Genomic DNA, 13,187 nt, shown 5'->3' with positions numbered 1-13,187 from the left:
TATTCTATTTAGCCCTAAGCTATTTTTCTTCATCTAACAATTGCTGAAGAGCTATTAAATCAGTAACTAATACTTGTCTCGCTTTACTTCCTTCAAAAGGGCCAACTATTCCTGCAGCTTCTAATTGATCTATCAATCTACCTGCACGGTTATACCCTAGTTTTAACTTTCGTTGTAATAAAGACGCCGATCCTTGTTGTGCTGTGACAATTACTTCTGCTGCTTCTTTAAAAAGTTTATCGCGATCTTTTACATCTATATCAAGACTTGTGCCACTTTCTTCCCCTACATATTCCGGCAATAAATGTGCATCAGGATAAGCTTTTTGACTACCTATATACTCAGTAATCCTCTCTACTTCTGGGGTATCTACAAAAGCACACTGTATCCTTACCAGGTCATTTCCTTGAGTATATAACATATCTCCTCGTCCTATCAATTGATCGGCTCCTCCTGTGTCTAATATTGTACGAGAATCGATCTTAGAAGTTACTCTAAATGCAATTCTCGCAGGGAAATTGGCTTTAATCATACCTGTTATCACATTTACAGATGGTCGCTGAGTAGCTATAATAAGATGTATTCCAATAGCTCTTGCCAATTGAGCAAGTCTAGCGATAGGTGTTTCTACTTCTTTTCCTGCAGTCATAATCAAGTCTGCAAATTCATCGACTACCAGAACTATATAAGGTAAAAATCTATGTCCATTTTCAGGATTGAGTTTTCTTGCTTTAAACTTAGTATTATACTCTTTAATATTTCTTACCATCGCTTGTTTAAGCAGATCATAACGAGCATCCATTTCGATACACAATGAATTAAGTGTATTAATAACCTTGGTGTTATCTGTTATAATTGCCTCTTCTGTATCTGGTAGTTTTGCCAAGTAATGACGCTCTATTTTATTAAATAGTGTAAGTTCTACTTTCTTAGGATCTACCAAAACAAATTTTACTTCGGCAGGATGTTTTTTATAAAGCAAAGATGTCAGAATAGCATTAAGCCCAACAGATTTACCTTGCCCTGTTGCTCCTGCCATTAATAAGTGTGGCATTTTTGCTAAATCAGCTACAAATGTTTCGTTTGAGATCGTTTTTCCTAAAGATAATGGTAATTCCATCTCTGCATTTTGAAACTTTGAGGCAGCGATTGCTGATCTCATGGATACAATCGTTGAATTTTTATTTGGTACCTCGATACCAATAGTTCCTTTACCAGGTATTGGAGCAATAATACGTATCCCCAAAGCGGCCAGAGAAAGTGCTATATCATCTTCCAGGTTTTTAATTTTCGAAATTCTTATTCCTGCTTCCGGCACAATTTCATAAAGTGTAACCGTTGGTCCAACTGTAGCTTTAATTTGAGCAATTTCAATCTTATAGTTTTTAAGCGTTTCAACTATACGATTTTTATTTTCTTCAAGTTCTCCCTGATCAATTGTAATTCCTCCTGTTTGTCCAGAATAATCTTTTAATAATTCTATAGTAGGGAACTTATAATTACCCAATTCAAGTTTTGGATCAAATTCTCCAAAATCTTTTACCAATTTATCACTTAAGTTTTCTACTACCTCTTCTTCGACCACTGTTTCAACCTCCATGGCAATATCCTCGGGATTGTCTTCGGATTTGATAATTAGTTTCTCCGGGATATCATTTGATCTATTATCAGGGTCCTTATAGAACTCATTAATAGTAGGTTGTACATTTAAATCCTGAACATTAGAAGTGTTCTCTTTTGTTTTAAGAGTTTCAGAAACCTTAACAGTAGGAGTTTCTTTCACCTCTAGTTCTTCAATCACTTCTTTATCAACATCTTTTGATACTACTTTTTCACTTTTATTTCCATTAATTTTGGCAGCAGATTCAAAATCGTTATTAATTGTTTTCTGAGTGTTTTTTATGGAAGCTGTAATTTTTTCGGGAGTATATTTAAGTCTAACTACTATGTATATTATAGCAAAAAAGGCCAGAACCAATACTGTTCCTATAAAACCTATATAATCTCTTAAGAAATCATTCGACTCATAACCAATAATCCCTGCTAGTAGTCCTCCTTCTTTTTTCACAAATCCTAAAACCACTGATATCCATAACATTACCAAAACACCCCAAAACCAAAATCCTGCAAGGCGTTTTCTGCTTAAGTCAAAAAATAAATAAACTCCTGTTAAAGATGTTAATACCGGGATAATTAAAGAAGCTACTCCAAAACCTCTATAAATAAAGAAGTGACTTACTGAAGCGCCAAATTTACTCAGCCAGTTTTTAACAGAAGTAGATCTGTTATAAAATTGAGAAACTTCGCTTTGATCTATTTTCCAGTTATAGAAAAATGATATAAAAGCAAAGAACAGACCTATCCCTAAAAAGAATAAAAAACTACCTAAAACAACTTTCTGTTGTCTTGACATAGTTAATCTTTCTTTTAAAGGAGTTTTAGTTTTTGCTTTTTTAGTGGTTTTCCTTCTTGTTGTTGCCTTTTTTTTAGCCATTAATTTGAATGTCTTCTCGCAAAAATACGAATATCTATATTGGAACGTAAAAATGCCTGAAAAATTTTCTAAATGAAATAAGGCACATAAATAAATAATCCAATAATTACAGCCGTTATTGCAGCAATAAAGACAGCTCCAGCAGCGACATCTTTTATAAAACCAATTTTATTATGAAAATCTGGATGTATAAAATCTGCAATAGCTTCTATAGTAGTATTGAGGCCTTCTATACTCATAACTAACCCTATTGCAAAAGTTTGTAAAATCCATTCTGTTGAAGTAATATCCAGGTAAAAGCCAAGTCCTGTAATGATCACAGCAATTCCAGCTTGTACCTGAATACTAGGTTCTGTTTTAAGTAATAACAAGGCTCCTTTAAAGGCATATCCACAACCGCGCAGTCTACCAAGGATAAATTTAGAAGCTTTACTCATAGGTTTTTTAAGACAATGTTTCTATTGCAGCCTTATAATTAGGTTCTTGAACAATTTCTGGTACTTGTTCTGTGTATAAAACGGTTCCTTGTTCATCGAGAACCACAACAGCTCTAGAATGTAGTCCTTTCATAGGCCCGTCTATTATTTCTACTCCATAATCCTTTCCAAATTTTCCATTTACAAAATCTGAGTGGTTTACAACATTTTCAAGTCCTTCAGTTCCACAAAATCTCGCTTGAGCAAAAGGAAGATCTCTGGAGATGCATAAAACTTTAGTGTTAGATAAATTACTCGCTTCTTTATTAAATTCTCTTACTGAAGCTGCACATATACCTGTATCCAGAGATGGAAATATATTAAGAACCAATCGCGATCCATTATAATCAGATAATTTTGCAGTAGATAAATCAGTGTTTACTAATTCAAAATCAGGGGATTTCTGTCCTACTTCTGGCAAATTGCCATTTGTATTTATTGCATTACCCTTTAATGTTATTGTTGCCATTTTTTTGTGTGTTTTTGTGTAAAATTAAGTTTATTTTTATAGTTCAAGTTTACACATAACGAAATAAATAAAAAAATATTTAGGGTTTTTATGATCTCAAATGTTATAATTACATAGACAATACATTTTTAAACATAACAAAAACAACAGAAATCATTATGAGTAAAAATTATATGATGACCGTTATTGCAATGGTTATATTTTCTTTTGCTTACGCACAAAAAACGCCAGATCAAATTGGTCGTGACTGGATAGAAAAAAACCGAACGAATCTTAAAATTGCCAATGATGACAATTTTATACTACGAGCTTCTAGAAGTAGTTTATCAGGACATACTCTTAGATATCAGCAAACTATTAATGGTGTGCCTGTATATGATACTGAAATAACTATTCACATATCTAAAAAAAATAAAATTACTAACGTCGCTAATAACTTTGATGATAGGGTTTCAAAAATAAACACAGCTCCAGCAGTGTTTAAAACTTCGGCTCTGGATATTGCCAAATCACACATTAATGCACAAGGAAACTTTTCTAGAGAAGAATCTAAGTTATATGTGTACAATAAAATGGATGCTACCCGATTAGTATATGTTAACAGAATTAGTGCTACAACCCCTGTTGGATACTGGGAAGTTATTATTGATGCACAAACAGGAGAAGTATTGAAGGCAGAAGAAATATCGATCAAACGTAATCCACATGCTAAAATTAAAAAATCAACAGGAAATGGTTCTTCCAGCACTCCCGTAAAACATGCTGAAAAAACTTCGGAATCAAAAAAAAGTGCCGCTGTTTCCTTTTTGGTAGACGGAACGGGAATGATATTTGATCCAGATCCTCTATCGGCAAGTGGTCAAACTTATGGTGGAAATTACTCTGATAATAATGACGCAGCAAATACACAATTAAATGCTGCAAGATCTTCGGTTACTTTGAAAGATATAGATTTTTCTGGTGGTGTTTACACTCTTAAAGGTCCTTACACAGAAATTAAAGATCTTGAAGCTCCGAGCAAAGGATTATTTACGCAAGCGAACTCTAACTTTAACTTTGATAGAGGAAATGATGGTTTTGAAGCGGTTAATTGCTATTATCATCTGGATAAAAGTTTACGATATATTAATGAGACTTTAGGGATTACTTTAGTTTCTTTATTTAATAATGGTGTGTTAGAGTTTGATCCTAGTGCATGGAATGGACAAGATAACTCCTCTTATGGAGGAGGTCAATTAAGGTTTGGTGAAGGTGGTGTTGATGATGGTGAAGACGCAGATGTAATTCTTCACGAATTAGGACATGGGCTTCATGACTGGATAACCAACGGATCTTTATCACAGGTTAACGGTTTAAGTGAAGGTTGTGGAGATTACTGGGCTCAATCATACAAAAGAAGTCTTGGACAATGGCAATCTACTGATGCTTCATATCATTTTGTTTTTGGATGGGATGGGCATAACGAATTTTGGCCAGGAAGATCTACTAACCACTCTGCAAGTTATCCTGGAGGACTTACTGGATCAATCCACACAGATGGGCAAATTTGGGCAACTTCTCTTATGAGAATATTTGATATCATAGGAAGAGAAAAAACTGACAAAGCATTTTTAGAAGGATTAGGGATGACCAATAGCTCGACCAATCAAGAAAATGCTGCTATTGCCGTAAGACAAGCAGCAATTGACATGGGATATAGTTGTGCCGATGTAGATGTTTTTACTACGCAGTTCACGAATACTGGTTATAATATGCCAGCAATTAATCTTGTAATTAATTGCCCAGGTAACCAAACAGCACTTTCTGATCCTTCAAATACTATGTATACAATACCAGATTATACAGGAATGGCTAATGCTATTAACACAGGTTGTACAGCAACTGTTACTCAAAGTCCTGCCGCAGGTACATCAGTAGCAGAAGGAACACATACAATTACTTTAACTGCTACTGCAGGTTCATCTGTTAATTGTACTTTCCAATTAACAGTAGATAGTTCATTAAGTATTGATGACTTTATTCTAAAGACTGGATTAATTTTATATCCTGTTCCTGCTAATGATAACATTATTGTTGAAGGAAGATTTGACAACAAGGAAACTCTTGAAGTTTATGATATACTAGGTCAAAAACTAATGGAAGTTAGTATTGATCAAAATATCACAAACATCGATATCTCAAAACTATCAAAAGGAGTGTATTTTGCGACTTTTAAAGGTCAAAAAGGATCACTCAAATTTGTTAAGAACTAATTCTGGAATGTTTGTTTGACCCAATATTAGTAAATTACCCTTAACTAAGCTTAATAAAAAAGGCCGTTCTGGAATAGAACGGCCTTTTTAAATCATACTTTAGACAGTAATTAAATACTATTCTATTAATTATCTATGGACCCTAAAACTCTTTGCATAAAACTATTGAGTGCTTCTTTTTTAGGAGTTCCCTCTTTCACCATCTTATCTACTTCCAAAGCTCCATACATATTGGAGATTAATTCTCCAATAACATCCAGTTCTTCATCTTTTAAAGAAGGTACTTCTGTAAGAGCTTCTAAGGTTTCTATCGTTTCAATAAGAAAATCTTGATCATTCTCTTCAATAAAACTAGTAAGGTGCTTAATTACTGGTAACTTCATCAACTAATTCTTTAAGAACTTCAAATTTATTGGTCTGAACCTGCTTAACAAAAGCTCCATTCTTGAATGTTGCAAAAGTAGGAAGGTTATCAACAGTAGCCATTTTTCTAGATTCAGGATATTTCTCAGCATCGACTATAATAAAAGAAATATTATCATTTTCAGAAGCTAGTTTCTTAAATTTCGGTTTCATAATACGACAATTACCACACCAGGTAGCAGAATATTGTACTACAACTGTTTCTGCATTATCTATAACTTGAGGAAGATTATCTTCTGTTAATTCTTGAACCATAAAATTATAATTAGAAATTAAATTAAAAATCTCCCCAGAATGATTCTCCTGGAGAGATTTTAAATAAATATATATTATTATATTAATTAGAAGCTAAATAAGAAGCTACACCTTCTCTATTTGCATTCATAGCCTCTTTACCTTCTTCCCAGTTAGCAGGACACACTTCTCCATTCTTTTGAACGTGAGAATACGCATCGATCAATCTTAAAAATTCTGCAACATTTCTTCCTACTGGCATATGGTTTATACCTTCATGAAAAACTGTTCCTTCTTCATCAATTAGATATGTAGCTCTATAGGTAACATTATCACCATCTACAGTAACAATTCCTGTTTCTTCGTTATATGTTTCATTTGTAATATCAAGAATACCTAAAGTACTTGATAGGTTACGATTTGAATCAGCAAGAATTGGATAGGTAACTCCTTCTATCCCACCGTTATCTTTAGAAGTATTTAACCAAGCAAAGTGTACTTCTGGAGTATCACAAGAAGCACCTACGACAATAGTGTTTCTTTTTTCGAACTCACTTAAAGCTTCTTGAAACGCGTGAAGTTCTGTAGGACAAACAAATGTAAAGTCCTTTGGATACCAAAAAAGTAATACTTTTTTATTTTTATTTTTAGCTTCTTCTAAAATATTAAGCTTGAATGTATCCCCCATATCATTCATTGCATCAACATCAAGATTTGGAAATTTTTTACCTACGAATGCCATTTTGTAATTTTTAAAAATTTATATTTTGTTTTTTGACACCGCAAATATACATTTCCGAAACTGTTCCATTATATAAGACAATTTTAATTCTCTATATAAGGATAGTTTTTTCTAATATCACAAAATTCCTTCATTTTGCATAAAATTCCTACAAAAAACAAAAATACCTTACAATAATTACGGATAAATTACACTTTTTACACGATGATTAGCACGATGTTTAATCTATTTTTGTATTTTCGCTTACGTAGTTAAACCAAACTTAAAGCAATCTGAAAAACAATATTAAACATATAATTGTTTTATTATTAATATGTTATTTACAAAATACTCAGTCCCAAACTTCCTTAGTTTCGGATAGTATTCCGCAGTATATTAAAAAGGCAGAAAAGCTTCAAGAAGAATATCGATACGAAGAATCCTTAGAGCTTGCAGAAGCTGCCTGGAATGCTGCTAAGTATAACAATGATGATAAAAACCTGGGGTACATTCATAACATAATTGCCAAAAATTATGAAATGAATGATGACCACAGTAAAGCGCTTACTAATTATATCAAAGCAAAATCATATTCTCAAATATCTAAAAATCAAACATTAGAAGCAGACATTCTCAATAATATGGCGAATGTTTATAGCAAAAATGACTCTACCAGAAAAAGTGCTCTGGATTATTATGACGATTCATACCAACTGGCATATAGATTAAAGGATACGTCTAGAATGATTAATCCATTACTTAATCTGGCAGAATATTATATTTCAAAAGAAAATTATACTAAATCTTATAATCATTTATCACCGGCACGAAAGTTAATTACAGAAAAATCTTCAAGTCTTGACAAAACAAGGTTAAATAGATTATTAGGTAAGTATTTTATGAGTCAAGAAAGGTATGTTAAGACAGAAGTACACTTAGAAAAATCTATAACATTTGCGATTAAAGAAATTAAAAATGATAACAATACAGATGAATTAACTTCTATTTTTTATGATGAACTAGCTCTCTCCTATAGCACAAAGTCAAAACTTAGTGCTAATCAAATGGATTTTGAACGCGCCTACAACTATCATCAGGAACACGTGAAAAACCTTTTGAAATCTCAAGAAATTAGAAAAGTAATAGATCTACAACGCGCTAATATCAAATATGACGTTGGCCAATATGAAAAAACGATAAAACAAAACGAATCCGATATTGCCAAACGTGATTCTGAAGAAATTATATGGAGGATTAGTATTATACTAGGTATTGTGCTTATTCTAATTTCTTTGGCTTTTTTAATTAGTTCTTACAGAAATAATTTACAAAAAAGAAAGCTTAATAATGATCTTATAAATAAGAATAAAGAGCTTGTAAGTGCTAAAGAAACAGCAGAGCAAGTCTCTACTTTAAAATCACAATTTATATCTACAGTAAGTCACGAACTTAGAACTCCTCTTTATGGAGTTATTGGTTTAACATCTTTGTTAATGGAGAACCCTGAAGAAAAGAAAAAAAGTGAATACTTAGAATCTTTAAAGTTTTCTGGAGATTACCTATTAGCTTTGATTAATGATGTTTTACAATTAAGTAAAATAGAGACTAATGAAGTAAGGTTGGAAAAAGTATCTTTTGACATAAGATCTCTTATTGAAGGAATAGTTAATTCTCTCCATACAAAGCAAAAAAACAATAACAATACGGTACACATCGATATTGATAATAAAATAAAAACTACTCTTTTAGGAGATTCTGTCAGGTTATCGCAAATCCTAATTAACTTAATTGGTAATGCACTTAAGTTTACTAATGATGGTAACATATGGATAAAAGTGCAATGTCAGGAGTACCAAGATGATATCTATAAATTGCGATTTATTATAAAAGATGATGGAATCGGAATACCAAAAAGCAAACAAAATACCATATTTGATAATTTTGCACAGGTTAAAAATCAAAATCAGGAATATGAAGGAACAGGACTTGGTTTAGCTATTGTAAAAAAACTTATTCACCTACACGATAGCGAAATATTCATTAAAAGTAAAGAAGGTATCGGTTCTGAGTTTCATTTTGATCTTCTCTATGAAAAAGCAATTAAAGCGCAAGAAATTTCATTAAAATCTGGAGAAAATCTAAGTATAGGAACTAGTAACTTTAACATCCTGATTGTTGATGATAATAGAATTAATCAGATTGTTACTCAAAATATATTAAAAAAGAAAGGATACACCTGTGATGTAGCTAGCAATGGTTCTGATGCTATAGATATGCTTAAAGAAAAAGAGTTTGATCTAGTTCTTATGGATATTAACATGCCAGAAATGAATGGATTAGATGCTACCAAAGTTATTCGCACATTTAATCCACAAATACCTGTTATTGCATTAACAGCTGTAGAAGAAGGAGAAGTAAGAGAACAGGCATTATCTGTTGGAATGAACGATGTCATCATAAAACCTTATGATACTCAACAATTTTTCCAGACGATTATTCGTAACATTTCCAAAGTCAAGTTAATGTAAAAGCTGTTAATTTTCGTCATTAGATAATCAGCTTTGCCCACTCCTCTTGTAGATTTATTAAATCCTAATAATTAATAGTTTATATATCAGATTAAGTTTTTTCTAAAATTTATAAAACTACGCTATTGATTTTATATGTTAAACCTTATCTTCTTTATTCTTAATATCTTAATTTAGAGCTTTAATTCTTTATTATTGCACTGGTTATGGATTCAAAAAAAATTGGTTTTAACACCATCTGCACACATCTTGGAGAAGTTAAAGATGAGCAGTTTCAAGGAGCTATCTCTCCAATCTATTTATCAACATCATACGCATTTGAGGATGTAGCTGTAAAACGCTATCCCAGGTATTTTAATACACCCAATCAAGAAGCGCTTTGTAAAAAGATTGCTCGTTTAGAAAAAGGAGAAGCTTCATTGATTTTTGGAAGCGGGATGGCCGCCATTAGCACTACACTATTTGCTTTTTTACAAAAAGGAGATCACGTTGTTCTTCAGCGAACCTTATATGGTGGCACAGCTAATCTGGTAAACGAAGAATTTGAAAAACACGGTATTGAATACACATATATAGATACTCAAACAGCCTCAGGCTTTGAACAAAAAATAAAACCGAATACCAAAGTTATTTATATAGAAACACCCTCTAACCCCTTATTGACTATTATAGACATCAATGAAGTAGCAGAATTAGCAAAAAGCAAAGGAATCGTAACAATGATTGATAATACTTTTGCTTCTCCTGTAAATCAAAATCCAATTGAGTTAGGTATTGACATTGTTATTCATTCTGCCACAAAATATCTTGGGGGTCATAGTGATATTCTGGCCGGAGCTGTTGTTTCTACAGAAAAAAATATAGACCGTATCTTTCAGGTTGCCAAAAATTTTGGTGGAAGTTTGAGTGATTTTACCGTATGGATGCTAGAACGTAGCATCAAAACTTTAGGATTAAGAGTAAAACGGCAAAATAGAAATGCTATGAAAATAGCCAAGTGGCTTAATAAACATCAAGACATCTCTTCTGTACATTATCCAGGCCTTAAATCACATCCAGGGCATGATATTGCAAAAAAACAAATGAAAGGCTATGGAGGAATGTTATCTTTTGAATTAAAAGAAGGTTTAGATGCAAGTAAATTTCAAAAAGAACTACGACTAATAAAAAGCTCTATGAGCCTTGCTGGAGTAGAAAGTACTATGCTCTCCCCTGTTCTTACCTCTCATGCTTTACTTACAGAAGAAGAAAGGAATATACAAGGTATCCATGATGGATTACTTAGGTTTAGTGTAGGTATTGAAGAAAAAGAAGATCTAATGCAAGATATTGAACAAGCTCTGGAAAAAATTAAAGTCCCTGAATTAGAACATTAAATAAATTATGAAATTAGACATTCTTGCTATTGGAGCACATCCAGATGATGTAGAACTATCCTGTTCAGGAACCATAGCAAAAGCTATTAGCGATGGTAAAAAGGTAGGTATATTGGATCTCACCAGAGGCGAATTAGGCACAAGAGGAACTCCTGAAATACGGGATCAAGAAGCCAAAAAAGCAGCAGAAATATTAGGCGTTTCTGTCCGAAAGAACCTTGGGTTTAGAGATGGATTTTTCATTAATGATGAAAAGCATCAATTAGAGATCATTAAAGTTTTGAGACAATACAAGCCTGACATTGTACTTTGTAATGCGATTAGAGATCGTCACATAGATCATGGTAAAGGAAGTAAACTTACTAGTGATGCTTGTTTTTTATCTGGGTTACAAAAAATAGAAACCGAACTAGAAGGAATATCTCAGGAAGCCTGGAGACCTAAAAAAGTATATCATTATATCCAATGGCATCATATTGAACCCGATTTTGTGGTAGACATCAGTGGTCATATCGATATTAAGATACAAAGTGTAAAAGCGTATGCTTCTCAGTTTTACGATGCTAATAGTAAAGAACCTTCTACTCCTATATCCAGTAAAAACTTTTTAGAAAGTATAAAATACAGAGCAGCAGATTTAGGAAGAATTGTAGGGGTTCCCTATGCAGAAGGTTTTACTGTAGAACGCTATGTAGCAGTAAATTCCATTTTTGATTTAATTTAATGCAAAAAATGTTTGTATAAATAGAGAAATACTTTATTTTTGCACCCTGAATTTGAATGACGAACGATACGCATCCTAGTTTTTGAAGGAAAGTAAGTTATCAAAGGATAAAAATAAACATATCCATTAAAATATAAATGGTGGTTGTAGCTCAGTTGGTTAGAGCGCCTGATTGTGGTTCAGGAGGTCGTCGGTTCGAGACCGATCTTCCACCCTTAATTAAAAAAGCCTTGTTTATCAAGGCTTTTTTTATGCTCTCTATTGATCAAAATAAGACCAACATAACAAAATATCAACTTATTAGAAACCGTTTACAAAAAAATGCCTTATGAAATTCATAAGGCATTTTAAGCTATATTATTTTATTTAATACTTTTCTTTACTGACCTTCTTTACCAACTCCATCAACAATCAACCTATTTTCTCTGTTAGCAACGTCCCAGGCTGTATAAAAAACCAATTGGGCCCTTTTTGTCAGCAGATCATATTCTATTTTATCTGGAGTATCCGTTGGCATATGATAATCCTCATGAACACCATTAAAATAAAAAATAATAGGAATATTATGTTTAGCAAAGTTATAGTGATCACTTCTAAAATAAAATCGATTAGGATCATTCTTTGCATTATAGGTATAATCCAAATCCAATTTGACATATTTATTATTCATAGCCTCACTAATATTGTGAAGTTCTGTACTCAATCGATCACTACCAATTAAATAAATATAATTACTCTTTTCACCTTGATGATTAGAATCAATCCTACCTATCATATCAATATTAAGATTCGTTACCGTATTCTCCAACGGAAATACTGGATTCTCTGTATAATATCGTGATCCATAAAGCCCTTTCTCTTCTCCGGTAACATGTAGGAATAAAATAGATCTTTTAGGCCCTTTACCGTCTTTCTTAGCCTTATTAAAAGCTTCTGCAATTTCGAATAGGCTTACTGTACCAGAACCATCATCATCTGCTCCATTAAATACATTACCATTTTTATCTTTACCCACATGATCCAAATGTGCTGATATCACAACTATTTCTTCCGGCTTCTCAGTTCCTTCTATATAAGCCAGAACATTCTCAGAATCTTTAATTCCTCCTCTAAAATAACTTTGAGGTATTTCTTGATAATAATCATCTCCGCCTAAAGGAGAAGGAATTCCCATTTTTTTATATTGTTTTTTAATATACTCTGAAGCCTTCTTTTGACCAGGTTCTCCAGTATCCCTACCTTCAAATTCATCTCCTGCAAAAGTATATAGGTAACTTTTTAATTCTTTTGCTGTTATTGTTTTTGCATATTTTTCAACATCTTCATTATTTATGGACTCTACAGAAGTAGATTTATTTTCATTATCAGATTTTTTATTAGAAGGTGTGTGTGAACTGCCACAAGAATAAACAACTAAAAAGCTGATGGCAATTAAAAAATTTTTCATGAACTATTCTTTTTTTTAAAAGCACAAGATACTCATTTACACC

Annotated in this window: 11 protein-coding genes and 1 tRNA gene; 5 read left to right on the top strand and 7 right to left on the bottom strand. The window is 32.5% G+C overall.

The window, feature by feature from the left end; all coding sequences use genetic code 11:
- Nucleotides 1–19 precede the first annotated feature (19 nt).
- The 3 genes from U0D62_RS22290 to tpx form a co-directional block, all read right to left on the bottom strand.
- Nucleotides 20–2,494 (bottom strand): DNA translocase FtsK, encoded by a 2,475-nt coding sequence (locus U0D62_RS22290; protein WP_322289573.1) that lies wholly within the window; start codon nucleotides 2,492–2,494, stop codon nucleotides 20–22.
- A 68-nt stretch (nucleotides 2,495–2,562) separates the two neighbouring features.
- The gene (locus U0D62_RS22285; RefSeq protein ID WP_322289572.1) at nucleotides 2,563–2,931 is read right to left on the bottom strand and encodes a diacylglycerol kinase; all 369 of its coding nucleotides are present in this window, start codon (nucleotides 2,929–2,931) and stop codon (nucleotides 2,563–2,565) included.
- 7 nt (nucleotides 2,932–2,938) lie between these two features.
- On the bottom strand, nucleotides 2,939–3,439 hold the full coding sequence (gene tpx, locus U0D62_RS22280; RefSeq protein WP_322289571.1) for a thiol peroxidase: 501 nt from the start codon (nucleotides 3,437–3,439) through the stop codon (nucleotides 2,939–2,941).
- Nucleotides 3,440–3,597: 158 nt separating this feature from the next.
- Between tpx and U0D62_RS22275 the strand changes: the two genes are divergently transcribed.
- A complete protein-coding gene (locus U0D62_RS22275) occupies nucleotides 3,598–5,691 on the top strand; it encodes a T9SS type A sorting domain-containing protein (protein WP_322289570.1) in 2,094 nt (697 codons plus the stop codon).
- 125 nt (nucleotides 5,692–5,816) lie between these two features.
- Here the strand turns inward: U0D62_RS22275 and U0D62_RS22270 are convergent, their stop codons facing one another.
- From U0D62_RS22270 to U0D62_RS22260, 3 genes are all read right to left on the bottom strand, one after another.
- A complete protein-coding gene (locus U0D62_RS22270) occupies nucleotides 5,817–6,074 on the bottom strand; it encodes a DUF6952 family protein (protein WP_322289569.1) in 258 nt (85 codons plus the stop codon).
- Complete coding sequence (locus U0D62_RS22265) at nucleotides 6,055–6,369, bottom strand: thioredoxin family protein (protein WP_322289568.1); 315 nt, start codon at nucleotides 6,367–6,369, stop codon at nucleotides 6,055–6,057. The genes U0D62_RS22270 and U0D62_RS22265 overlap by 20 nt, the downstream gene beginning before the upstream one ends.
- Before the next feature lie 82 nt (nucleotides 6,370–6,451).
- Nucleotides 6,452–7,090 carry a peroxiredoxin gene (locus U0D62_RS22260; RefSeq protein WP_322289567.1) on the bottom strand — a complete coding sequence of 213 codons (639 nt, stop codon included), beginning with the start codon at nucleotides 7,088–7,090 and terminating at the stop codon, nucleotides 6,452–6,454.
- 518 nt (nucleotides 7,091–7,608) lie between these two features.
- Between U0D62_RS22260 and U0D62_RS22255 the strand changes: the two genes are divergently transcribed.
- From U0D62_RS22255 to U0D62_RS22240, 4 genes are all read left to right on the top strand, one after another.
- Entirely contained in the window at nucleotides 7,609–9,597 is a 1,989-nt protein-coding gene (locus tag U0D62_RS22255; protein ID WP_322289566.1) for a response regulator, read from the top strand.
- A gap of 206 nt (nucleotides 9,598–9,803) precedes the next feature.
- Nucleotides 9,804–10,973, top strand: coding sequence for a trans-sulfuration enzyme family protein (locus tag U0D62_RS22250; protein WP_322289565.1), 1,170 nt, complete (start codon nucleotides 9,804–9,806; stop codon nucleotides 10,971–10,973).
- A 7-nt stretch (nucleotides 10,974–10,980) separates the two neighbouring features.
- Nucleotides 10,981–11,697: a bacillithiol biosynthesis deacetylase BshB1 gene (gene bshB1, locus U0D62_RS22245; RefSeq protein ID WP_322289564.1), complete on the top strand. Its 717-nt coding sequence runs from the start codon at nucleotides 10,981–10,983 to the stop codon at nucleotides 11,695–11,697.
- A gap of 139 nt (nucleotides 11,698–11,836) precedes the next feature.
- A tRNA-His gene (locus U0D62_RS22240) sits at nucleotides 11,837–11,912 on the top strand.
- A gap of 164 nt (nucleotides 11,913–12,076) precedes the next feature.
- Here U0D62_RS22240 and U0D62_RS22235 read toward each other — a convergent pair.
- Nucleotides 12,077–13,144, bottom strand: a complete 1,068-nt coding sequence (locus U0D62_RS22235; protein WP_322289563.1) for a M28 family metallopeptidase — start codon at nucleotides 13,142–13,144, stop codon at nucleotides 12,077–12,079.
- Between the last annotated feature and the right edge of the window lie 43 nt (nucleotides 13,145–13,187).

Source organism: Aquimarina callyspongiae, from assembly GCF_034322225.1.
GTDB lineage: Bacteria > Bacteroidota > Bacteroidia > Flavobacteriales > Flavobacteriaceae > Aquimarina.
This window is presented reverse-complemented; position numbering and strand designations above follow the sequence as displayed.

Bases quoted from the DNA above. Each gene is read 5' to 3' on its own strand.
- U0D62_RS22290 (WP_322289573.1), bottom strand. From the start codon at position 2,494: ATGGCTAAAAAAAAGGCAACAACAAGAAGGAAAACCACTAAAAAAGCA.
- U0D62_RS22285 (WP_322289572.1), bottom strand. From the start codon at position 2,931: ATGAGTAAAGCTTCTAAATTTATCCTTGGTAGACTGCGCGGTTGTGGA.
- tpx (WP_322289571.1), bottom strand. From the start codon at position 3,439: ATGGCAACAATAACATTAAAGGGTAATGCAATAAATACAAATGGCAAT.
- U0D62_RS22275 (WP_322289570.1), top strand. From the start codon at position 3,598: ATGAGTAAAAATTATATGATGACCGTTATTGCAATGGTTATATTTTCT.
- U0D62_RS22270 (WP_322289569.1), bottom strand. From the start codon at position 6,074: ATGAAGTTACCAGTAATTAAGCACCTTACTAGTTTTATTGAAGAGAAT.
- U0D62_RS22265 (WP_322289568.1), bottom strand. From the start codon at position 6,369: ATGGTTCAAGAATTAACAGAAGATAATCTTCCTCAAGTTATAGATAAT.
- U0D62_RS22260 (WP_322289567.1), bottom strand. From the start codon at position 7,090: ATGGCATTCGTAGGTAAAAAATTTCCAAATCTTGATGTTGATGCAATG.
- U0D62_RS22255 (WP_322289566.1), top strand. From the start codon at position 7,609: ATGAATGATGACCACAGTAAAGCGCTTACTAATTATATCAAAGCAAAA.
- U0D62_RS22250 (WP_322289565.1), top strand. From the start codon at position 9,804: ATGGATTCAAAAAAAATTGGTTTTAACACCATCTGCACACATCTTGGA.
- bshB1 (WP_322289564.1), top strand. From the start codon at position 10,981: ATGAAATTAGACATTCTTGCTATTGGAGCACATCCAGATGATGTAGAA.
- U0D62_RS22235 (WP_322289563.1), bottom strand. From the start codon at position 13,144: ATGAAAAATTTTTTAATTGCCATCAGCTTTTTAGTTGTTTATTCTTGT.